Below are 24,334 nucleotides of genomic sequence, written 5' to 3' on the forward strand. Positions count from 1 at the left end.
ATTATACGAAGCCCCGACTTCAAGTCTTTAGGCTAAGTGGTGGGTATTTCACTAGTATTATTTCAGAAATTGAAGATGAAATAGGGATTGTAAGTGATTTAGATAAGAATTTTCCATCGGAAAAAGAATGAAAAAAGAATGTTTATTTTAGGCTTATATGGGATTAGTTACTTAGAGTATAAGGAAATATACATTAATAGAAAAAGTTGTTTGAAAAATAAATTTGTTATATAGAATTAAGTATGTTACACTTATCAGGCAGCCAAAAGTGCTAGCAAAAAGTTTCATTTGGATAACTAGTTTCTCAAGAAATTAGAGATTAATTATCAAGGTAGAATCTTTTAATTTTAGGAGGAATAAATTATGTCAGATAAAACAATAGTATGCAGAGATTGCAACGAAGATTTCGTATTCACAACAGGTGAGCAAGAGTTCTACAAAGAAAAAGGATTCGATAACGAGCCTACAAGATGTGCTTCATGTAGAAGAGCTAGAAAAGAGCAAAACAGAAGATAATTCTGATATTATAAGGTTGTAACTTAGGTTGCAATCTTTTTTTTATTTAAGCATAAATTATAATAAAAATATTTTTATGTTTTAAAATCATTGACAGTTCAAGTAAAAAAATAATATAATCAGATATAAGATATATGCTAAGAAGAGAAGAGTAATTAAGTTAAATGTGCAAGAGAGAGCTGGGGTGCTGAAAACCAGACACAGGAAACTATATGAAGATGGTCTTGGAGCATATTCTCTGAGGAAAACCTCTAAAGAGAGTACGGGAGCAACCGTTATATTGCTGAGTAATGATTTTTTTGCATAACAACAAAAAATCATATTGTTTATTGCGTAATTAATTTGTATTTTAGATATGCAAAGAAAGATTTACTTGCAGAGATAGTCTTAGTGATAAGATTATATGTTTAGAGTGGTAACGCGTAGCTAACGCCTCTATGGGATATTCCTGTAGGGGTTTTTTTATATAATTTATTAGGAGGATTTAAAGATGAGTAAGAAATTTTATATCACAACACCTATCTATTATCCATCAGCAAAACTACATATAGGAAATACCTATACAACAGTAGCAGCTGATGCACTAGCAAGATTTAAAAGATTAACAGGGCATGATGTTATGTTCCTAACAGGTTCAGATGAACATGGACAAAAAATTCAAAGAAAAGCAGAAGAAAAAGGCATAGCTCCAATAGAGTATGTTAATGAAATGGTTGCTGGAATTAAAGATTTATGGACAATGATGGATATTGATTATGATAAGTTTATAAGAACTACTGATGATTATCACATGAAAACTGTTCAAAAAATATTTACTAAGCTTTTTGAGCAAGGAGATATTTATAAATCATCATATGAGGGACTTTACTGTACTCCATGTGAATCATTCTGGACAGAAGGTCAACTTGTTAATGGAAATTGCCCAGACTGTGGCAGACCAGTTGAAACAGCTAAAGAAGAAGCTTACTTCTTTAAAATGAGCAAGTATGCGGATAGATTAATCAAACACATAGAAGATAATCCACACTTCATACAACCAGAATCAAGAAAAAATGAGATGCTTAATAACTTCTTAAGACCAGGTCTTCAAGACTTATGTGTTTCTAGAACAAGTTTTAACTGGGGAATTCCAGTAGAATTTGATCCAGGTCATGTAACATATGTATGGATTGATGCTTTATCAAACTATATAACTGCACTTGGATATGGTCAAGAAGATGATTCATTATTTAAGAAATTCTGGCCTGCAGATGTTCACTTAATAGGAAAAGATATTTTAAGATTCCACACAATATATTGGCCAATAATGTTAATGGCTCTTGGTGAAGAATTACCAGAGCAAGTATTTGGACATGGTTGGTTACTAGTTGATGGTGGGAAAATGTCTAAATCTAAAGGGAATGTTGTAGACCCAGTAGTTTTAATTAATGAATTTGGAGTAGACCCAGTTAGATATTACTTATTAAGAGAAATTCCATTTGGTTCAGATGGTTTATTTAATAATGAAACATTTATCAAGAAAACAAATTCAGACCTTGCAAATGATCTTGGAAACTTATTATCAAGAACAATAGCAATGGTATGCAAGTATTTTGATGGAGTTATTCCTGCGCCAACAGCTAAAGAAGCAATAGATGATGAATTATCAAATCTTGCACTTGCTACAGCTAAAAAAGTTGAAACTTGTATGGAAACTTATAAAATACCAGAAGCACTTGCATCAATATGGGAACTTGTAAGTAGATCAAACAAGTACATTGATGAAACAATGCCTTGGGTTCTTGCTAAAGATGAAGAAAAGAAAGAAAGACTTGGAACTGTTATGTATAACTTAATGGAATCATTAAGATTTACATCAGTTTTAGTATCATCATTCTTACCTTCAACAAGTAAAAAAATAAATGAACAGCTAAAAACAGATGTTACTACATGGGAAAGTCTTTCATCATTTGATGGAACAAAAGCTGGAACAATTGTAGAAAAAGGTGAAGTTATCTTCCCAAGAATAGATGTTGAAGCTAAACTTGCAGAACTTGAAGAGTTAAGATTAAAAACTCTTGCAGAGGCGAAAGCAGCTGTAAATGAGGAAGTTATAAAAAATCCAATCAAAGAAGAAATCACAATAGATGATTTTGAGAAGATTGATTTAAGAGTTGTTAAAGTTCTTGAATGTGAGCCAGTTAAAAAGGCTAAAAAACTTCTTAAACTTAAAGTTGATATAGCAGGCGAAGAAAGACAAGTAATTTCAGGTATAGCTATGCACTACAAGCCAGAAGATTTAATTGGTAAGTATGTTGTTTTAGTTGCTAACTTAAAACCTGTAACACTTAGAGGTGAGTTATCTCAAGGGATGATCCTTGCAGCAGCTCCATCTGATGATTCAGAGTTACTACTTGTTAATCCAGGTGAATTAAAAACAGGAAGCCAAGTAAGATAATTGACTTTTTTAAATATACATTAGAGCTTTCCAAAGCTATTTTCTTTGGTGAGCTCTTTTTTGAAATTTGGGGGTAAAAAGTATGAAAGTTGTAATAGGAAATGCATGGCCATATGCAAATGGACCGTTGCATATAGGAAGAATTTCTTCATGGTTACCAGGTGATGTTGTAGCTAGGTATCATAGGGCTAAAGGGGATGAGGTTGTATTTGTATCAGGTTCGGATTGTCATGGTGAACTTGTGCTGAAAAAGGCAAATTCAATAAAAAAATCACCGAAATTTGTTAGTGATTATTATCATGAAAAATTTAAGGAAAACTTTATAGATTTAGATTTTTCTTTTGATAATTTTGCAAAAACAAGTGGAGAGTATCATAAAAAACAGGTGAAAATTTTTATAGAGCAGTTATATATGAAGGGGCTTATATATTCTAAAAATGTAGAAATTGATTTTTGTGATAATTGTAATGAAGAAATTGGAGATAGATTTATAGTAAACAATCTCCATATTGTTTGTGGTAAAAAGGTTTCTAAAAGAACTGTGGATAAATTGTTCTTTAAGTTATCCACATTTGAAAATTATCTTAATGAAATTATTAGTAAAAATCTTGAGTGGAGAGAGAATGCAATTAAACTTACACAAAGATATCTCGATGAAGGGCTAAGAGATAGAGTTCTTAGTAGAGAGATTGAATGGGGAATTGAAATTCCTATAAAAGATTTTGAAGATAAAAAAGTATTTGTTTGGATTGAAGCTGTAATGGGATATATGACAGCTTCAAAAGAGATAATAGAGGAAAGAAAAGAAGATTTTGAAGAGTACTGGAATAATGAGAATTCAAGGGTTTATTTATTTCATGGAAAAGAAAATATACCATTTCATACAGTAGTAATGCCATCTATAATAGCAGGTCTTGGGTATCTGAATTGTAATCTTAGAATTTTATCATCAGAGCATATGGATTTAGAAGGAAAAAAGTTTTCTAGTAATAGAAACTGGGTTGTTTGGCTTGATCATTTACTTAAAAACTATGAAACAGATACTATAAGATATTATCTTTTAACTCATGGTGCAGAAAAAAGAAATTCTAATTTTACTTGGAGAGATTTTATAAATACTCATAATATTGAGCTTTTAGGTATTCATGGTAATTTTATAAATAGGACTCTAAGTTTTATTGATAAATACTATAATGGAAAACTTCCAAAGCAAAGGTTAAATAAAAGCATAGAAGTTTTAATAAAAGAAGTTTATGAATCAACATCAAAAGATATAGAAAAAGGTGATTTAGTAAAGGCATCAAGAGATATTTTAAACCTTTCGATTAAAGGAAATGAGTATTTTGATAATGAAAAACCTTGGATTGCATTTAGAAATGACCCGAGTAGATGCAAAGAAGTTATATATAATTGTGCATTGATAGTTTTGAATTTATCTAATTTATTGAATCCAATAATCCCTAAAACAGCATCTGAAATTAGAAAAATGCTTAATATGGATGAAATATCTTATGAATTTGAGTATGTACAGGATTTTAACATAAGCAAAGTTAAGTTCTTATTTACAAGAATAGAAAAAAGAAAAGTAAGTGAAGAGATTGCTAGGTTAAAAATGAATAGAAACAAATAGAAATATAAAATGACTAGAAGAAAAACTAGTCATTTTTTATAAATAAGTGTAGAAAAATTTGAATTTACTCGTTTTTTGTCAAAAATAAAAAATTGTCTAGTTAAATTAGTTTTTTTACTTAATTTAATGAAAATATGGTATTTATTAGAGTTTAAAACTAATTTTAGTTAATAAACTTTTAATAAATTTTGCTTTTTATGTAAATTTAAATATTTAATCTCGTTTGAATAAAGAAATTAATAGGCATATACTAAGCATATCTTCATGTAAGATAGAACGTATAATTAACTAAGGATGTGATTCAAATGGAAAAAATATTAGAGAGAATTGTAGAACAAAATAGAAAACATATAGAAGACGGTGCTGTTGCAACTTACATACCTAAGCTTGCTGAAGTAGATAAAAATCTTTTAGGTGTAGCAATTATTGATACTAGAGATGGAGAAAAAGAATACGGATTTGGAGATTTTAATCATAAATTTGCAATTGAAAGTACATCAAAAGTATTAACATTAGTATTAGCTATATTAGATAATGGGCTTGAAGCAGTATTTGATAAAATTGGAACAGAACCAACACACTTTGCATTTAACTCAATATTAAATATGGAAATTAGAGAAAGTGCAAAACCAACTAATCCATTTATAAATGCTGGAGCAATTGCTGTAACATCAATGATTAAAGGAAGTAGTGTAGAGGAAAGAGTTGATAGAATTCTTAAATTTATGAGAAAACTTGCTAACAATGATGATATATATGTAAATGATGAATTATTTTTATCAGAAAAAGAAACAGGAAATATAAATAGATCACTTGCTTATTACATGGAAGGTCATGATATGATGCAAGGAAGTGTTGATGATATCTTAGATGTTTATTTCCAGCAGTGTTCAATAGAAATTACAGCTATGGACCTTGCAAGAATGGGATCAGTACTTGCTAATAAAGGTACACTTCCATGGTCAGGAGAAAAAATATTAGAGCCAGAAGTAGCAGCGATGATTAAAGGACTTATGACAACATGTGGACTTTATGATGAGTCAGGAAGTTTTGCTGTAAATATCGGAATTCCATCAAAAAGTGGAGTCGGCGGAGGAATAATGGCCATCGTTCCAAATAAAATGGGAATAGGTATATTTGGACCAGCATTATCAGTAGCAGGAAATAGCGTGGCTGGTATGGGAATTCTTAAGGATATTTCAAGAGAATTAAAATTAGATATATTTGAATAAAGTATAATTTTTATAGAAAGGTATCTATATGACTGATAATAAATTCAGTCATATAGATACCTTTTTTATTTTTTCTAAAATGTAAATAATATATCGGTAGTGAATTATAAGGGAATCAATCTTTAATGTGAAAAACATTGTACAAAGTGGATTTAAGTTGATTTAAGAAGAATTTATTCAATTGATAGTATAAGACTGAAAATTAATAAAAATGCTTTAAATTAAACTGTGGTGCTTTGGGAATTCCTATTAAGGAATAAAAAAAATTTATTTGAAAAATGAAAGGATGATAATTGTTACTTAAGTTATAGTTTTTATGATTTTAAAATAAGAAATGCACAAAAAAAGACCTCATAGATTACTTGGATTTACAAGGTAATCTATGGGGTCTTTTTAGTTTATTATTTTGTATCTAATTTCATGTGTTTTTTTCCATAAGCTCCGTAGATTATGAAAGGTATAGCAATTACTATTACCCAAGCAACTATTAATATTGTTTCGTACTCTTTTGGTTGAGAACCTGTCAATGATGAAGGTGGTACGAATGATATTATTAATGCTCCTATTGAAACAATGAAACCAACAACAGCGATAATTGTTTTTCCAACTTTTCCACCTGGAACGTTGTAAGAACTTTTTAAATCTGAGTGATGATATACTTTGTTTAAGTAAGCAATGAAGAATAATAAATATCCAACAAGGTAGATAACAACTGTTAATGACATTGATGTTAAGAATGACATATTACCACTTCCACCACTACCAAATGTTAGTACTGCAAACCAGAAACTAACGATAACAGCTTGTAATAATACAAGGTTAACTGGAACGTCATTTTTATTTACTTTTGCAAGAGCTTTTGGAAGTAATCCATGTTTTGCAGCAACGTGCATACCATGAGATGGTCCAACAACCCAAGCACTAACTTCAGCAATAACACCAATAGCAATCATGAAACCAAGTATTCTTACTGGCCATGTAGCTGCAGTGAATAATGCAAATATTACTGAGTAAGTTTGAACAACACCGGCACTTAAGTTAAGCTTGTCTGCAGGAATAGCAGCAGCAATTGTAAGTCCACCAAGTGTGTTTAATACGATAGCCATGATAACTAATATTAACATTGCTAATGGGTAGTCTCTATTTGGATTTTTCATTTCGTATACGTGAACAGCTGAAGATTCAACTCCCATATATCCTAATATAAATGATACAAATACAACTAATGTACTAGCTTTACTGAAATCTGGTACGAATGTGGCAGCACTAACTACAACATGTATTGGATTTCCGCTTGTTACATAGTAAAGACCAAGTATTAATAAGATTATAGCTGGTATTAATATACCTACGAAGAATCCTATTTTAGATATAAGAGCTGTGTACTTAGTTCCACCAAATTGTGAGAATGTAAGTGCCCAGAATATGATTATCATTGTTGTGAATTTAATTGTAGGGTCAGTATTCATTGCTGGCCAGTTAAATACATATGATAATGCTCCAACGATAAAGTATAGCATTGGTGTAAATCCAACAGTTATTTGGAACCATTGGAAGAATATGTGAGCGAAACCCCACATTTTACCAAGAGAGTTAGCAGTCCAAGTGAATATTCCACCCTCTTCCCAGCCTTCTGTAGTAGCCATCTCAGCAGCACAAAGCGCAACTGGTATGAACCATAAGAATCCACCAAATATTAAGAAGAATGCTAAGTGGAATCCTGATGTAGCGAATGTAGGATACTCATAAACTGTCATAACCATTGTTGCAGTTATGGCAAAGAATCCTAATAGTGATAGTGATTTTTCATTGCTTTTATCAGCCATAATAAAAACTCCTTTCGAAATTGTTTGTACTTGGATGTTTTTATTTAGATGATTTAATTAATACGAAAAATTTAATCATACAATTTGCCTTATTAATTAAATTACTTAATATCAAATTAAAATTTGATATATTCTTGCAATCTTAAGTCAATAGTTATTTAGTTTTCAATAATCAATAAATAATTTCTATTCTAATTTTTTTTAAAACTTAAATTCCTAATGCTCAAGGTTTTGCTTTTAAATAAATTTCGTTTCCCAAGCACAATTGTGATTATAGACCTACTGAATTATTCTATAAATTTGCAAAAATGACCAAAATAGACCAAAAAAATTCAAAAAATAAGGAATACTGCATGATAACTCGCATATTCTAAGTTTTACATAATATCGATAATTACATTTATTGAATTTTATGGTTATTCTTATAGTTGATATAATTTTTTGTAAAGAAATACAGTTGATAGTACTTTTAAAAGTGAAAAAAAAAAGGAATATTACGAATTTAGCAAATTTTACTTTTTTATATTTAGCTTATCTCAATTTAAAGACTTAAAAATGAATAAATTACTATTGGATGTTACATAAAATTATGGAAAAACTATGTATTTTTTATTATGATTAATAAATTTAGTTATAAATAATTAGTTTTATAATTAAATTTATTAATGAATAGAATATCTTTTTATCTATTTTTACAGTTTAAGTGAGTTGTACTTTCTATTTTTTAGGAATATAATCAGAAACAAAAGAAAGGGATTTTGAAGAAAATTCTTATCTTCAATTAAATAAAAGAAAAGAGTGATATTTATGAGCAATGTAAAAACTATTGTAATCACAAATATGATTTTAATGGTAATCGGTATTATAGTATTCGTAATTGGATACAGAGATAGAAATAAATTTAGAGATATACTAGCAAAGAAACGTAATGCAGATGAGTTTGAAGAAATAATAAATCTTGGTTATGGAAATTTTGTGAAGCAGGTATTGTTTTTTAAGTTTATTCCATTGATGATATTTGCAGAAGTTATATTTAGTTATTTTTATGGATTAGATAAAACAACAATAACAGTACAAATTGTGAAACTTGCGATTGGAATAGGAGCTGGACTTATATATGCAGCATTCCAATGGAAATTTTACAATAACTTAGTTGCAAGAAATATGGAAGCATTTAAGAAGTTTTCATTTATGTATATTTACATAATAGTTAATGGTGTTATTGCTTGGGGAATTATGATTGGTGTAGCAGTTTCATATATTCAAAATACTGAGTTCTTATATGGACTTGCACAATTCTTATCATGGATAATAGCAGGATTATTCTTTGGCTTAGTTGATTGGAATAAATCAAGAGTTAGATTTGCACATTATCTTGGAAAAAGAGTAAAAAGATAATTTAGAGCTTGGATGAAAATCTAAGCTTTTTTTCTTTTAATATATGATTTGAAATCAAAAAAATAAACAGCATACTAAAAAGTATGATGTTTATTTTTTTGATTATTTATTATTTATTTTTATGTGATGTCTTCCATAAACTCCGTAGATTATGAAAGGTATAGATATTACAACAACCCAAGCTACTAGTAATATTGTTACATATTCTTGAGGTTGTGAACCTGTTAATGAAGCAGGTGGTACAAATGATATTATTAAAGCTCCAATTGAAACTATAAAACCTACAACTGCTACTATTGTTTTACAAACTTTTCCACCTGGGATGTTGTAAGAACTTTTAAGCTCTGCATGATGATAAATTTTATTTAAGTAAGCTATGAAGAATAATAAATATCCAACAAGATAAATAACTACAGTTAATGACATTGATGTTAAGAATGACATATTACCACTTCCACCACTACCAAATGTTAGTACTGCAAACCAGAAACTAACAACAAGAGCTTGTACTAATACTAAGTTAACAGGAATACCATTCTTATTTACTTTAGAAAATGCTTTTGGAAGTAAGCCTTGCTTTGCAGCAATATGAACTCCATGAGATGGACCAACTACCCAAGCACTAACTTCTGCGATAACTCCAACTGCGATCATAAATCCAAGTACTCTTACTGGCCATGTGGCAGTTGTGAAGAGTGCAAATATTACTGAGTAAGTTTGTACTACACCAGAACTTAGATTAAGTTGATCTACTGGAACAGCAGCAGCGATTGTAAGTCCACCAAGAGTATTAAGTACAATAGCAAGAACAACTAAAATTAACATTGCTAATGGATAATCTCTATTTGGATTTTTCATTTCATGAACGTGTACAGCTGATGATTCAACTCCCATAAATCCTAAAATGAAGGATACAAAGACGACTAAGGTATTAGCATTAGCGAAATCAGGTACAAATGATGCAGCATTAACTGTAACATGAACAGGATTTCCACTCATTACATAATAAAGACCAAGTAATAATAAGATTATAGCTGGTATTAATATACCTACAAAGAATCCTATTTTAGAAATAAGTGCTGTGTACTTAGTTCCACCAAATTGTGAGAATGTAAGTGCCCAGAATATTATTATCATTGTAGCAAATTTAATTGTTGGGTCAGTATTCATTGCTGGCCAATTAAATACATATGATAAAGCTCCTACAATGAAATAAAGCATAGGTGTAAATCCGACTGTGATTTCAAACCATTGGAAGAATATATGAGCAAACCCCCACATATTACCAAGTGAACTAGCTGTCCAAGTGAAAATTCCACCTTCTTCCCAGCCTTCTGTTGTAGCCATTTCAGCTGCACATAGAGCTACCGGTATGAACCATAAAAATCCACCGAAGATTAAGAAGAATGCTAAATGGAAACCAGATGTTGCAAATGTAGGATAACCATAAACGGTCATAACCATAGTTGCTGTTATCGCAAAGAATCCTAATAGTGTTAATGATTTTTGATTACTTTTATCAGGCATAATAAAAACTCCTTTCAATTCGTTTGTACTTGGATGTTTTTATTCAATTTAATTAATATGAAAAATTTAACCGAAAAATTTACCTTATTAATTAAATTTGTTTAGTCAATATTGAAAATAAATTTATAATTCCAAGAACTATCTAAGTATATATTGAAGGAAATATTCTATAAAATGACAAAAAAGGTTAAAATACAACAAAAAAAGGACAAAAATACAACTTAGAGGAGAATAACTCCTGAATTCTTAGGTTTTCATAATATGTAAAATAGAAATTATTGGATTTGATTACAATTATTATAGTTTTTGTAATATTTAATGGAAAATACAATTAATATTAATTTTAAAATGTGAAAATAAATAAAAAAGTTGCGAATCTAGTAAATTTTTTATTAAAGCTAATTTGTAATTTTAAAAATTTGATAATATAATCAGAAAAATAAGAGCTTAAACAAAAAGCTTAATTTTATAATTAAATAAAAGAAGAGAGTTGATATTTATGAGCAATATAAAAACTATTATAATCACAAACATGATTTTAATGGTAATCGGTATTATAGTATTTGTAATTGGATACAGAGATAGAAATAAATTTAGAGATATACTAGCAAAGAAACGTAATGCAGATGAGTTTGAAGAAATAATAAATCTTGGTTATGGAAATTTTGTGAAGCAGGTATTGTTTTTTAAGTTTATTCCATTGATGATATTTGCAGAAGTTATATTTAGTTATTTTTATGGATTAGATAAAACAACAATAACAGTACAAATTGTGAAACTTGCGATTGGAATAGGAGCTGGACTTATATATGCAGCATTCCAATGGAAATTTTACAATAACTTAGTTGCAAGAAATATGGAAGCATTTAAGAAGTTTTCATTTATGTATATTTACATAATAGTTAATGGTGTTATTGCTTGGGGAATTATGATTGGTGTAGCAGTTTCATATATTCAAAATACTGATTTCTTATATGGACTTGCACAATTCTTATCATGGATAATGGCAGGATTATTCTTTGGCTTAGTTGATTGGAATAAATCAAGAGTTAGATTTGCGCATTACCTTGGAAAAAGAGCAAAAAGATAATTTAAAGCTTGGATGAAAATCCAAGCTTTTTTTGCATCAAAATTAAATTTGGACGCAAAAAAAGACCTAGGCTTCCGTTACCTAGGTCTCTTGGTGAAAAGAAACATACAAGGTTCTGTTTAAGGGGGACAAATCCCTTGTATGTTCAATTTAAGGGGTAAAATTAAATTAGTGTTTTAGCTACGTTACATTTACTAATATAAACCACTTGTATGTCAGGTTTGTGACAGAAGGCTAAAGTAATTATAAAGTAATTATAAAGTAACCTATTTGTAAAAAATGAATAGTTAGATAGATTATGATAAAAGCAAGGATAAGGAGAGAGTATTAGAAAGCTATAGCTTGAAAGAATTTAAGTCAAAAAATAAATATGAATAAAATAAAGACAATATTAGTGGGAATGAGTGTATAAAAAAAAGACCTAGGTTTCCGTTACCTAGGTCTACTTGGTGAAAAGAAACAAACATTGGGATTTGTGTAAGGGGGACGAATCCCAATGTTTGTTCAATTTAAGGGGTAAAATTAAATTAGTGTTTTAGCTACGTTACTTATATAAATATACAGTAACAATATGTCAATAATATGACATATTTGAATAAATAATGAACAGAATGATTTTTAATTATCAAATAAATTCTTCTAGTCTTTCTATATCTTTTATGAAAATTTCTTTTCTATTATATTCTATAAGACCCTCTAATTTCATTTTTATAAGTTCTCTTGATAATGAAGGTCTTCTAACACCAAGTTTTTCGGACCATTCTTTTTTAGTCATGTGTGTAGTGATTGTTGTATCTTGAGTTTGATTATATTTTGTAACAAGGAAATGAGCTATCATTTCTCTTAAAGATTTCATACTAACTTGTTTTAATTTTGAGTTAAGTATTAATGCTTTATTTGAGAATAATCTTAAAAGTTCTTTAAGGAAAGTTTCATTGCTTGTACAAAGTTTAAATATGCAATCTTTTTTTATATGTATTACAGTACACTTCTCTTTTGCTACTATTGACATAGGGTATAGATGTCTATCGCCAAAAAGTAAAGCTTCACCAAAGCTATTGCCTGTTTCAAATGATGAAACTATAAGGATGTTACCATGTGAGTCAAGTTTTTGTAGTTCAACTTTTCCTTCTAATATTATGCTTAGGTGTTCACAATCTTCTTCTTCTATAAATAGAACATCTTCTGCTTTATATGATTTTATAAAATACTCATTTGAGCTTTTTAGTTTTTGTAATTCTTCATCTGAAAAACTAGCAAAAAGTTTTGACTCTTTTAAATTTTCAAAATAAGTCATCATGTTAAGTCACCGCTTTCTTAAAATTATATGAAATAAACCTTTATTTATGGTAATACATTGTTTAATTATATACAATAGAAATATCAAATAAAGCTAAAATATTCATAAACTTTAAGAAAAGAGAGGAAGTGTAGTAAATATATGCCATATATAGTGGGGGCTTTAATAGGAGCTATAATCGGATACTTTACAAACTGGTTAGCTATTAAAATGCTATTTAAGCCACATACAGAAAAAAGAATTGCAGGTATGAAAGTACCTTTTACACCAGGTCTTATTCCAAAAGAGAAGACTAGAATTGCAAAAAGTGTTGCACAGAGTGTAGGAGAACATCTTATAAATCAGGAAAGTATAGGTAAAACTCTTAATAAACCAGAGGTAAAGGATAAGGTAAAATCAGCACTTGATGATAAAGCGTTGCAGATTTTAGAGAAAGAAGGAACACTTGAGGAAAGACTTAGAGATATGTTTAAGGAATCTTATAGTGAAAAAGAGATAATAATAGAAGAAAAAATTTATAGTAAGACTATGTCTATTATAGAAGATAAAGAAAAACAGAATAAATTAGCTGGTATTGCTACTAATTTTATAAAAAATAAATTAGCACAAGAGCCAAGTTTGATAATAAAATGTTTAGAAAAAGCAGATCTTAAATTGATTGTGGATAAGATTTCAAAAAATATAGATTCGCAGTCTTCAACAGAGCTTATTGCTGAAAATATAGATAAAATTATTGATAATTTAGAGGCTAGTGATAAAACAGTTAAAGATTATATTCCAACTAGAGCTTTTGATGCTGTAGAAAAGATGGTTTATGATAATAAAGAAGTTATTATCAAAGAAATTTGTGATACTTTAAAAAATCCAGATGTTAGTGACAAGATTAAAAAGGCTATTTTAGGTAAAGTTCTTGGTGGACTTGGTGGTATGATAGCTATGTTTGTTAGTGTTGATGGAATTTATGATAAGTTTGTTGTTTCAGTAGAAGAGTATCTTGAAGAACCAGAAAATGCAGATGAGTTGTGTAAATATATTGTTTCTTATATTAATAAACTTGCAGGTAGTAATATATCTGATGTTATTAAAAAACTTCCAGCAGGAATTAGTGTAGACCTTGCAGTATCTTTATCTGATAAGATAGGCGGACTTTTAACTGATGGAAATAATATAGAGAAGTTAAGAGCAAAGCTTATTAGTTTTGTGTCAGAGTGTAAGTCATATGATGAGCTTATAGTTAAGTTTGATGCAGATTATGAGGTTAGAATAAATGGGCTTGTGGCAACTGCAATTGAGAAACTTGCGCAAAGTGAGGATATTAAGTCTGGTCTTAGAGTAGCTATTAAGGCTGCTAAGACAGAACTTTTATCATATGAAATAAATAAGGATGATAATAGTAAAAAAGAAATAATTACAGGTATTGATGGATTATTTGAAACTAACTATGAGAAGTTTATAGAGAATGATTTACAAGGTGTTATTGAACTTATTGATATTCAGAGCATTGTAGAGGAACAAATTAATGCTTTTGAGGTTGATGAGGCTGAAAAGATAATTCTTGGTATAGCTAGTAAAGAACTTAGTGCAATTACATGGCTTGGAGCTGTTCTTGGTGCAATACTTGGTATTTTATCACCACTTTTGTCAAGTCTTTATATGTAATAAAATTTTTAGAAATATGATATATTAATAATAGTAGAGTTCAAGGTATGTTAACCTTGAACTCTTTTTAATTTAATTTTAAGAAAAGATACAGGAGGAAAATTTATGTTTGATTATAAAATTTTTGATTCACATGCTCACTATAATTCAGAGCAGTATGATGAGGACAGAAATGAAGTTATAGAAAGAATTAAGGAAAATAGAGTTATAGGTGTTATGAATTGTGGGACAGATGTTGCAAGTTCAAAGGACACAGTAGCTTTGTGTGAGAAGTATGATATTTTTTATGGAGCTGTTGGAGTACATCCATCGGATGCATTTAATGTTGATGATAAGATGATGAGCGAGATAGAAGAACTTGCAAGTCATCCAAAGATTAAAGCTATTGGTGAGGTTGGACTAGATTATTACTGGGAAGAAAATCCATCAAGAGAAGAACAAAAAGCTACTTTTAGAAAACATTTAGAACTAGCAAAAAAACTTAACATGCCAATTATTATTCATGATAGAGATGCTCATCAAGATACTTTAGAAATAATGAAGGAATATCCAGATGTAATTGGGGTTGTTCATTGTTTTTCTGGTTCAGCAGAGATGGCAGCAGAATGTCTTAAATTAGGATATTATATCGGAATTACTGGTGTTGTAACTTTTAAAAATGCTAAAAAAATTATAGATGTTGTCGAAGTAGTGCCTATGGATAGACTTTTAGTAGAAACAGATGCGCCGTTTATGTCACCAGTACCTAAGAGAGGGAAGCGAAATGAATCTAGTTATGTAGAGTATGTAATAGAAAAAATTGCTGAGATAAAAGGTATAACTTCTGTGGAAGTTAGTGAGAAAACTATAGAAAATACTAAAAAATTATTTAACATTGTGTAAAATTTGTATAAATTAAGTATAGTTGTAATAAATAAGTAATAAATATAATCTTATATAGAATATAGGAATTACTTGTTTGTGCATATTAGCATATTTGACTGCTCTATACTAGCAATAGAGCTAGTTAGGGCAGTTTTTATATTCCTAAAATTTTTGCTAGAAAAGGAAACTATTGTTTGGAAAATTATAAAAGGTTTACATTGAAAATCTTTAATTACTTTTGTAATATTTTTGTAAGATATTTGACACAAATTGGAAAGTATTATATAATTCAGAAATAAGAATGCCAAAGGGAGGCTATTATGGGGGACAAGTTAAAACACTTAAGAGACCACTTCTTTGACAGTCCAAAAAAGAAAGTTATAGCAATAGTATCAGGGCTAGCGATTGTAGGAATAGGCTTTAGTGTAATTTATAAACCAATACAAATAAAAGTTGGGGATAAAATTATCAAAACTTCTACAATTATGGGGACTGTACAAGAGGTTTTAGAGAAAAATGAAATAGCTCTAGATCAAAAGGATAAAGTAGTACCAGCATTAAATAGTAAATTAGCAAAAGGTTCAGTTATAAAAGTTACAAAGGCACAAGAAGTAGTACTACTAGCTGATGGAAAAGAAAGAACACTTAAAACAGCAGAAGCTTTAGTAGAAGATCTTTTAATTGCAGAAGGGGTAAAACTTGATGAAGATGATAGAGTTATACCAGATATGGATGAAAAGGTAGTAAAGGGTCAAAAGATTGAAGTAATTAGAGTAGAAGAGAAATTAGTTAAAGAAAACGAAGATATAGAATTTGAAGTTACGGTGAAAAACAATAAGAATTTAGATAAATCTGTTAAGAAAACTGTTCAAGAAGGTGAACTTGGTAAAAGAGAAATCACAGCTAGAATAGTTTTTGAAAATGGTAAGCAAATTGGTAAAGAAATTGTATCTGAAAAGGTTGTTTCTGAGCCTAAGAACAAAGTTATTGAACAAGGTACTAAGGAAAAAGTAGTTACACCTTCTAGAGGACCAAGTTCAAGTAACAATAATAATAGTGGAAATAGTAATAGTGGAAATAGTAATAGTGGTGGTGGAAGTGCAGTAGCACCTTCTTCTGGAAAAACTATGATTATGGAATCAACTGCATATTACCAAGGAAGCGTTACTGCTACTGGGACAAAGCCAAAGAGAAATCCAGGTGGTCTTAGTACGGTTGCTGTAGACCCAAGAGTGATACCTCTAGGTTCAAAGCTTTACATTGAAGGTTATGGTTATGCTATAGCTGAGGATACAGGTGGTGCTATTAAAGGAAACATAGTTGATGTGTTTTTAAATACATCACAAGAGTGTATAAACTGGGGAAGAAGAAATATCAAGGTAACGATAGTTGCATACCCAGGTCAATGGTAAAGAATTCAAAGGTTGTTCTAATTAAGTTTAGGACAACCTTTTTTTATCTAATATATTAATGTAGGTAAAAACTTGCATACATTATACATAAGATTTAAAATAGAACTATTAATTGTTTAGGTAAAACTAACAAAAGAAAGGGAGATTAACCTTGATTAAAGAAGTTATAGTAGTAGAAGGTAGAGATGACATCACAGCAGTTAAAAGAGCAATTGATGCAGAACTTATAGCTGTTGGTGGATTTGGAATAAACAGAGCAGTTTTAGAGAGGATTAAAGAAGCTCAAAAAAGAAAGGGCGTTATTGTTTTAACTGACCCTGACTTTGCAGGCGAAAAGATTAGAAGTATTATTAGAAAAAGAGTTCCTGATGCAAAACATGCTTATATATCTAGAGAAGATGGTACTAGAGCAAAAGATGGTAATATAGGTGTTGAAAATGCCTGCCCAGAAGTTATCATAAGAGCTTTAGAAGAAGCTAAAATAACTCTTGAAGAAAAAAGAGAAGAGTTTGAACTTACAGATTTAGTTTTCTTTAAATTATCAGTAGATTCAAGAGCTAAAGAAAGAAGAGAATTATTAGGCAAAGAACTTTCTATTGGTTATGGTAATGCTAATCAACTTTTAAGTAGACTTAATAATTACGGTGTTACAAAAGAAGAGTTTGTTAGTGCTATGAAAAATGTAGAAGAAAAAATAAAATAAATTAACACATTTAGGAGAAAAAGATTATATGAATAAAGAATTTATAACGAAAGAAATTGTAACAAGAGATATTATGGCAAAGTACAACTTTAAATGTACAAAAGCACTTGGACAAAACTTTTTAACTGATGATACAGTATTAACTGATATCGTAGAGGGTGCTGAGGTTTGCAAGGACGACTTAGTAATAGAGATTGGACCTGGAGTTGGAACACTTACATCAAGACTTTTAAACAAGGCTAAGAGAGTTGTAGCAATAGAGCTTGATGATTCACTTATTCCAATACTTATGGAAGAGCTTGGAGATAATCCTAATTTTCAATTAATACATAATGATGCTTTAAAAGTAGATTTTGATGAGATTATAGGTGAGGAAAAGAGTGTTAAGCTAGTTGCTAACCTTCCTTACTATGTTACAACACCTATTATAGCAGGACTTTTAAAGGGTGGATGTAACTTTAAGTCACTTACTATAATGATTCAAAAAGAAGTTGCAGAGAGAATAAATGCAGAACCAGGCTGTAAAGATTACGGTGCTCTAACATTCCTTGTTCAGTATTATTGCAGTACTGAAATTGTTAGATATGTATCATCTACTTGTTTTGTACCTGCACCAAAGGTTGATTCAATAGTTATAAGACTTGATAAACTCCCTGAAACAAGAGTTAAACCAGATAGTGAGAAGTTATTCTTTGAGATGATAAGAAACTCATTTAACATGAGAAGAAAAACTTTATGGAATTCAACAAAAGCTTTAGGACTTCCAAAAGAAATTCACGAACTTGCTTATCAAGAAGCTGGAATTGATCCTAAAAGAAGAGGGGAAACTTTATCTTTAGAAGAATTCTGTGCATTATCAAATAGAATGAATTTCCACATGAAAAATCAATAGTTTATTAATTAGATAATTTCAAACGAAAAAGGTAGGATGTTTTGCATTCTACCTTTTTTATACTCTTTTATACTTAACAAATTATTATTATGGGTTTTTGATGAAAATTTTACTTAACAATTTATAATTATTTGTTCTAAATAGATTCTGTGATAAATATATTTATAAAAAAGATGATTATATATAATATTTTTTAAACATATTCTGAACGGTATGCATATAATCATATAATATAATGAATAATTCAAATCGGAGGATTAGTACATTGGCACATAGCAAGTTATATAGAAGTTTTATAATTTTACAAGAGGATGAGAGGGGTCATTCAATATCTAAAGACAAGCCTCTATCAGGTTATGCCAAAATTGAGGTTAAAGGAAGTAGCTGTAAGGTGGCTTTTTATGCGCAGAATCTTAAACAGGAATATAGTAATTGCCACATGATGCTTATATGCAATAAAAAGGATACTAAAACTTTAATTAGTTTAGGTGCTATGAACATAACAGAGCAGGGCAAAGTTGAGAGTAGCCTTGAGCATGATGCAGATAACATAGGTAGCACAGGCGTATGCTATGACAAAATTGTTGGTGCGGCTATCTGTAAAGAGGTTGCTGGGAAAATGGTATACCTTATGTGCGGATTCTTAAATGGTGAGCAACCAACAAATAACTGGAAAGATTATAGCAAAGTAAATTGTGAGAAAACAGCTAAAAAAGAAGAAAAAAAATCATATGTTAAAGAAGAGAAAAAATATGATGATAAAGACCATGATTATAGTGATAAGAAATATGATCATGATGAAAAAGAACATTACCATGAAAAAGATGAAAAGAAGTATAAGAATGATTATGAGTACCATCATGGAAAAGATGACAAGAAGTATGACCATGAAGAGGACTATGAATATCATCATGGAAACAAAAAAGATAAAGATAATTATGATGAAGAATATTATGATAAAGATGATAAGAAAGATAAAGATTATCATGATAAATACGATAAGCATGATGATGAAAAAGAAGACTGTGGTTGTGATGATAGACCAAATGAATTTGACGCATATGAAGAAAGTATCAAAATTGAAGGTTTAGAGAGAAACAAATGTGAAGGTGAGTTTGAGGTTAAAGGTGCAATGGGAGAATTCTTTATGAATGTTGTTGAGGGGCTTGAAGAAGTCACAGTAACAGACGAAATTAAGAATACTAAGTGGTATAAAGTGCCTGTTAAGTGTTTTGAAGATATGTGCAATATCTGTCATTATAACAAATATACAACTTTATATTATCCTATGATAAATTATTATCCTTATATCATTCAAAAAGGTCACTTTATGGTAGGTCTTAAATGCAATGAACAAGGAAAGATTAAATATCTAGTTTATGGAGTTCATGGATGTAAAGATAAAATGAGTCAACCTTATTCAGGAAAAACAGGATTTGTTACTTTTGTACCAGATTCAGAGGGCAGTAATACTGGTTGCTGGTTAATGTTCTATGACTTTAGAAATAGTATGGTAGTTGTACCAATGAAATAATTAAAGAAAATAAAAGAGCCTACTTTCAGTTGAGAGTAGGCTCTTTATAATAGGGTTGTTTAAGTAAATATGTTAATCGAAGGGCATTAATTTATGAATAATCAAAAGGCTTCGAAGTTAGTATGTGCACAAATTCAAATTATTAAGCATAATTATAAATTAAAATAAATATATTTTAGAGAATGAACAGATAAATAATTATGTGAAGAGTGGGTGAGAGATAAGTAATGAATAAAAAACAATTATTAGTTACAACGATATTAGTTTTTTTGATGGGTGTTATGGTGTTTATGCAACAGTTTTTTGAAACGAATATACAAAAGGTTGCACTTGTTAATAATAATATTGAGGATATGTTAGAGTATACTGCGTTAGATGGGAATTTAGTTTTTAGTCTTCCTGATAATTGGACAACTAAGGTTTCAGAACCAGAGGATTACATAGTTTATAACAATAATTTTGTTAGTGAAGCTATGGGAGTGGTAGGAAGCATTCAGGTATTAAGTACAAAAACTTCAATTGAGGAACTTATAAATATAGATAAGAAAAATTTTGAAGCTGAAAAAGTAAATAATATAAAGACAGTTGATGAGAAATTAAGGGATGTTGTGGTTAAAAAACTAAAATATGAAGAAAAGACAGAATCAGGTAGAAATTACATGACACAAGCATATTACTTCCCTTTAGATGATGAACTTAAACTTAAAATAACATTTTCAGCAGGGCTTGATAGGTATAAAGAAAATTATGAAACTGTGTACAGGCTTATTTTAGAGAGCTTTAAGAAAGCTAAATAGGCATTGATTTAGAAAGTTATACGTATTATAATTTAAATAAGTAATAAGGAGAAGCTAATACTAGCTTCTCTTTATTACTATAGGTGAAAAACGGGCAAAATAGGGGGATTTTATGAAGTCAGTTTTATTTAGTATTTTTGGGATAGATGTCTATGGTTATGGATTAATGATAGCTATAGGAATTTTATGTGCAGTTTTCTTACTCAATAAGAGAGCTAAAGCTAAGGGTTACAATGAAGATCACATCTTCAATATGATTATAATTACAGTTGTTATGGGAATACTAGGAGGAAAAGGATTATTTATCATCACTGAATTTAAGAGTATAATGCAAAATCCGAGTGTTATATTTACTCAATTTGGTTACGGTTTTGTAATTTATGGTGCTATAATATTTGGTATCTTAGGAGTATTCTTATATTGTAAGAAGAGAAAATGGAATTCACTAGAAGTTTTTGATATGATTGCCCCAGGACTTGCGCTTGCGCAGGGATTTGGAAGAATAGGATGTCTTTTTGCAGGATGTTGTTATGGAGCAATCACAGAAGGTCCATTATATATAGTTTTTCCGCAGGGTGGCTTAGCGCCAGCAGGTGTTCATCTTCATCCTACACAGATATACTGTGTGATTTTTGATTTTCTTTTAGCAGGATTCCTTCTTTGGTATTCTAAGAATAAAGAGAAAAAATCAGGTGATACAGTAGCTATGTACGTTATTATATATAGTATTGGTAGATTTTTAGTCGAGTTCTTAAGAAATGACCCAAGAGGTAACGTTGGGATGCTTAGTACATCTCAATTTATTTCAATATTCATGCTTGTTGCAGGGATACTGATTTATAATAGACACAGATTCAAAGGGAGAAAAGAAAAGTGAATATTAGAAAAATAACTTTTAGTGTTATTTTAATTGCTATAATTGGAGGCATAGTTGCATTTTTAATGAATGGACCATCTATGTTTGACACTTTAGCAGTTAAATTAGGGCTAAGAAACAACTATTTTAATTACTTTAAGAGTGGTGTTGTAACTGAGGTTGCAATGCAAAGTACAAGAGACCCAGGCTTTAGAATAATTGTTACTGAACCAAGTGCAATTAATGATGTTTATAAAGTTTTATCAGATGGTAAACCAGTTTCTAAAACTGATAAGAGTACTTTAACACCAGATTATACTGTTCAGATATTTGAAGGGTCTAAAGTATCTACATATGATTACGTAGCAGGTCAAACATCAGGAAGTACAGGAAACTTCTATTCAGGAGATAATGTATTCCACTTATCTAAGAGATTAGATAACCAAATAATTCAGAATTTATCATTCATACAAAAACCTAGAGATTTTAATACTATCTATTATGGTTCAATTTTAGATGTTTTAAAAGCTGATAAAACTCAGCTTACAACAAATAGTCCAAAGGTTGCAGTAAATATACTTGATGATTATTTATGTAATAAGTTCTTGCTATCTGTTGATATGCAAAACTTCTTAAGTGAAGCACAAGAGGTTATACCAAATATAAGCTTTATGAATCACGATAGTAGTAAGTTTGGTATCGTAGTAAATGTTGAATGTTATGGATACACATCAAAAAAATTCAAGACTATTATTACAGTAAATGATAAGTCAAATAACTCTGAGAAAAAGTATTATGTGCAAGGGGAATATGATGGTTCGTGGAATACAGAAATATTCAATACGATGCCTCAGTCATGGAATAGTTAAGGAGGAGTAAAGATGGGAAGTTGTTCAGATTGTTCTAGTAAAAGTTCATGTTCATCTGCTAAAGAGAACAAAGGCTGTCCTAGTAATATATCAATGAAATTAATGCCAAAGTATGGCAAGATTAAAAATATAATAGGTGTAGTAAGTGGTAAAGGTGGAGTTGGGAAATCTACAGTTACAGGTATACTTGCTACAACTTTAAGAGAACAAGGTTACAAGGTTGGAGTTTTAGATGCTGATATTACAGGTCCTTCAATGCCAAGAATTTTTGGTATTCAAGATAAAAGAGCTGTGATGACATCAGTTGATGATAATAAAAGCGTCAAGTTTGAACCTGTTCTTACTAAATCAGGAATTAAAGTTATATCAATTAACCTTATTAATGAGGTTGAGGATGCTCCGGTTATTTGGAGAGGTCCAGTTATCACAGGTGTTTTAAATCAAATGTATCAACAAACTAACTGGGAAGAGCTAGATTATCTTTTAATAGATATGCCACCAGGTACAGGGGACGTAACTTTAACAATAATGCAAAGTTACCCTGTTAGAGAGCTTGTTGTTGTTTCAACACCACAGCAAATGGTTTCTATGATTGTCAAAAAACTTGTTACTATGGCTTCAAAGATTGGAGTTAGAGTAAGAGGTGTTGTAGAAAACATGGCTTATATTGAATGTGATTGTGGGAGAAAGATGAAAGTGTTTAGCAATAAATCTTCTGAAGAATGTGCTGAATACTTAGGACTTCCACTTATTGCAGAGCTTCCTATAAATCTTGAGCTTACACAGGCTTTAGAAGAGGGAAGAGCAGAAGAATACATTGTTGATAATCCACTTTATTCAAGTGTTTTCTCAGCATTATACTAGAAAAAACACCAAGGGTTTTTAATCCTTGGTGTTTTTTGTTTTAGAAGAAGTAACCAAAAGTCTTGTTAAGCCGTAGTATATATGGTGAATAATGAGTTTTGAGGTTGGAGTATTGGGAATATTTAAATTTTTAAAGGACTTATTTAATTCAAGTGAAAAGGAAGCGGTTGTAGAACCAACCATCCAAACTGAGTTAAATGAAAAGATAGAAACTAAAACATTTAGTCCTAAACAAGAGATAAAAGTAGTTGGAAAATCGGTTGATGATAGTTTAAAAGAACTTAGAAGGCTTAAATATTCGCAGAGTAATTTTAATCTAAAAAATAATTTAGAGTGTGAGGTTTTAAATTATTTAGTGGCAAAAGAGAATTCTAATTATAATGTTTATTGGAATTTATATGTGCCGTATGGGATTGGAAAGTACATGCAAATAGACCATTTAGTTGTGACTGATAATACTATTTATATGATTGAATGTAAAGATTATAAAACTTGTACAAGTTTAGAAGTTTTTGCAGAGCATTGGGAGTGTTATTATAATAGCGGTAAGGTTTATAAGAGTGCTAATGGAGCAGACCAAAATAGAAAACATATTAATGTACTTAAAAAATATTTGAAAGATTTATCTTTTGAGTATAAGTCAATTGTAGCTTTAGTTGTAGATAATAATTTTGAAGGATATATTCCAGATGAAGATGTTATTTTAGTTAGAAAAAAAGAAGAAGAATTACTTTATAAGCTTTTAGATAGAAAAATAAAAAATGAGTATTCTTCAGATATTAATAATGAATTTGTTGAAGTGAATAAAAAAATTTATAGCTGTATGAATCCAAGTGAAGATGTTATAAAAGCGCATAGGGATAACATAAAAGAAAAGTATAAATAACATTAAAATTTTTTAAAAATGAAAAAATCTCTTTTATTAAAG

Annotated in this window: 20 protein-coding genes; 17 read left to right on the forward strand and 3 right to left on the reverse strand. The window is 29.8% G+C overall.

Going from position 1 to position 24,334, the window contains the following annotated elements; genetic code table 11:
• Positions 1-363 precede the first annotated feature (363 nt).
• The 4 genes from Q0V24_RS03395 (at position 364) to glsA (ending at position 5,815) form a co-directional block, all read left to right on the forward strand.
• Positions 364-516 (forward strand): zinc-ribbon domain-containing protein, encoded by a 153-nt coding sequence (locus tag Q0V24_RS03395; RefSeq protein WP_297518717.1) that lies wholly within the window; start codon positions 364-366, stop codon positions 514-516.
• A gap of 490 nt (positions 517-1,006) precedes the next feature.
• Positions 1,007-2,953: a methionine--tRNA ligase gene (gene metG, locus Q0V24_RS03400; RefSeq protein ID WP_297518718.1), complete on the forward strand. Its 1,947-nt coding sequence runs from the start codon at positions 1,007-1,009 to the stop codon at positions 2,951-2,953.
• Positions 2,954-3,035: 82 nt separating this feature from the next.
• On the forward strand, positions 3,036-4,583 hold the full coding sequence (locus Q0V24_RS03405; RefSeq protein ID WP_297518719.1) for a methionine--tRNA ligase: 1,548 nt from the start codon (positions 3,036-3,038) through the stop codon (positions 4,581-4,583).
• Positions 4,584-4,888: 305 nt separating this feature from the next.
• Positions 4,889-5,815 (forward strand): glutaminase A, encoded by a 927-nt coding sequence (gene glsA / locus Q0V24_RS03410; RefSeq protein ID WP_297518720.1) that lies wholly within the window; start codon positions 4,889-4,891, stop codon positions 5,813-5,815.
• 401 nt (positions 5,816-6,216) lie between these two features.
• Here glsA and gadC read toward each other — a convergent pair whose 3' ends face one another.
• Positions 6,217-7,641 carry a glutamate:gamma-aminobutyrate antiporter gene (gadC, locus tag Q0V24_RS03415; protein WP_297518721.1) on the reverse strand — a complete coding sequence of 475 codons (1,425 nt, stop codon included), beginning with the start codon at positions 7,639-7,641 and terminating at the stop codon, positions 6,217-6,219.
• 807 nt (positions 7,642-8,448) lie between these two features.
• Here gadC and Q0V24_RS03420 point away from each other — a divergent pair.
• Positions 8,449-9,039, forward strand: coding sequence for a hypothetical protein (locus Q0V24_RS03420; protein WP_297518722.1), 591 nt, complete (start codon positions 8,449-8,451; stop codon positions 9,037-9,039).
• A gap of 102 nt (positions 9,040-9,141) precedes the next feature.
• On the opposite strand, the gene Q0V24_RS03425 is transcribed toward Q0V24_RS03420, so the two are convergent.
• A complete protein-coding gene (locus Q0V24_RS03425; RefSeq protein WP_297518723.1) occupies positions 9,142-10,566 on the reverse strand; it encodes an amino acid permease in 1,425 nt (474 codons plus the stop codon).
• A gap of 499 nt (positions 10,567-11,065) precedes the next feature.
• Between Q0V24_RS03425 and Q0V24_RS03430 the strand changes: the two genes are divergently transcribed.
• Entirely contained in the window at positions 11,066-11,656 is a 591-nt protein-coding gene (locus tag Q0V24_RS03430) for a hypothetical protein (RefSeq protein ID WP_297518724.1), read from the forward strand.
• A gap of 625 nt (positions 11,657-12,281) precedes the next feature.
• Here Q0V24_RS03430 and Q0V24_RS03435 read toward each other — a convergent pair.
• The gene (locus Q0V24_RS03435) at positions 12,282-12,956 is read right to left on the reverse strand and encodes a Crp/Fnr family transcriptional regulator (RefSeq protein ID WP_297518725.1); all 675 of its coding nucleotides are present in this window, start codon (positions 12,954-12,956) and stop codon (positions 12,282-12,284) included.
• A 141-nt stretch (positions 12,957-13,097) separates the two neighbouring features.
• On the opposite strand from Q0V24_RS03435, the gene Q0V24_RS03440 reads away from it, so the two are divergent.
• The 11 genes from Q0V24_RS03440 to Q0V24_RS03490 all read left to right on the forward strand — a co-directional run bounded on the left by Q0V24_RS03440 (position 13,098) and on the right by Q0V24_RS03490 (position 24,292).
• Positions 13,098-14,615 (forward strand): DUF445 family protein, encoded by a 1,518-nt coding sequence (locus tag Q0V24_RS03440; RefSeq protein ID WP_297518726.1) that lies wholly within the window; start codon positions 13,098-13,100, stop codon positions 14,613-14,615.
• Positions 14,616-14,720: 105 nt separating this feature from the next.
• On the forward strand, positions 14,721-15,497 hold the full coding sequence (locus Q0V24_RS03445; RefSeq protein WP_297518727.1) for a TatD family hydrolase: 777 nt from the start codon (positions 14,721-14,723) through the stop codon (positions 15,495-15,497).
• A gap of 302 nt (positions 15,498-15,799) precedes the next feature.
• Positions 15,800-16,891 (forward strand): G5 and 3D domain-containing protein, encoded by a 1,092-nt coding sequence (locus Q0V24_RS03450; RefSeq protein ID WP_297518728.1) that lies wholly within the window; start codon positions 15,800-15,802, stop codon positions 16,889-16,891.
• A gap of 151 nt (positions 16,892-17,042) precedes the next feature.
• Positions 17,043-17,594, forward strand: coding sequence for a ribonuclease M5 (gene rnmV, locus Q0V24_RS03455; RefSeq protein WP_297518729.1), 552 nt, complete (start codon positions 17,043-17,045; stop codon positions 17,592-17,594).
• A 28-nt stretch (positions 17,595-17,622) separates the two neighbouring features.
• On the forward strand, positions 17,623-18,486 hold the full coding sequence (gene rsmA, locus Q0V24_RS03460; RefSeq protein ID WP_297518730.1) for a 16S rRNA (adenine(1518)-N(6)/adenine(1519)-N(6))-dimethyltransferase RsmA: 864 nt from the start codon (positions 17,623-17,625) through the stop codon (positions 18,484-18,486).
• 265 nt (positions 18,487-18,751) lie between these two features.
• Positions 18,752-20,020 carry a hypothetical protein gene (locus tag Q0V24_RS03465; protein WP_297518731.1) on the forward strand — a complete coding sequence of 423 codons (1,269 nt, stop codon included), beginning with the start codon at positions 18,752-18,754 and terminating at the stop codon, positions 20,018-20,020.
• Between the two features lie 227 nt (positions 20,021-20,247).
• On the forward strand, positions 20,248-20,817 hold the full coding sequence (locus Q0V24_RS03470) for a PsbP-related protein (protein WP_297518732.1): 570 nt from the start codon (positions 20,248-20,250) through the stop codon (positions 20,815-20,817).
• Between the two features lie 112 nt (positions 20,818-20,929).
• Entirely contained in the window at positions 20,930-21,694 is a 765-nt protein-coding gene (locus tag Q0V24_RS03475) for a prolipoprotein diacylglyceryl transferase (protein WP_297518733.1), read from the forward strand.
• On the forward strand, positions 21,691-22,542 hold the full coding sequence (locus Q0V24_RS03480; protein ID WP_297518734.1) for a hypothetical protein: 852 nt from the start codon (positions 21,691-21,693) through the stop codon (positions 22,540-22,542). Before Q0V24_RS03475 ends, Q0V24_RS03480 begins: the two co-directional genes overlap by 4 nt.
• Before the next feature lie 12 nt (positions 22,543-22,554).
• A complete protein-coding gene (locus Q0V24_RS03485) occupies positions 22,555-23,406 on the forward strand; it encodes a P-loop NTPase (RefSeq protein ID WP_297518735.1) in 852 nt (283 codons plus the stop codon).
• Between the two features lie 112 nt (positions 23,407-23,518).
• Entirely contained in the window at positions 23,519-24,292 is a 774-nt protein-coding gene (locus Q0V24_RS03490) for a nuclease-related domain-containing protein (protein WP_297518736.1), read from the forward strand.
• Positions 24,293-24,334: the final 42 nt, after the last annotated feature.

The sequence above is a fragment of the uncultured Clostridium sp. genome (assembly GCF_947039605.1).
Lineage (GTDB): Bacteria > Bacillota > Clostridia > Clostridiales > Clostridiaceae > Sarcina.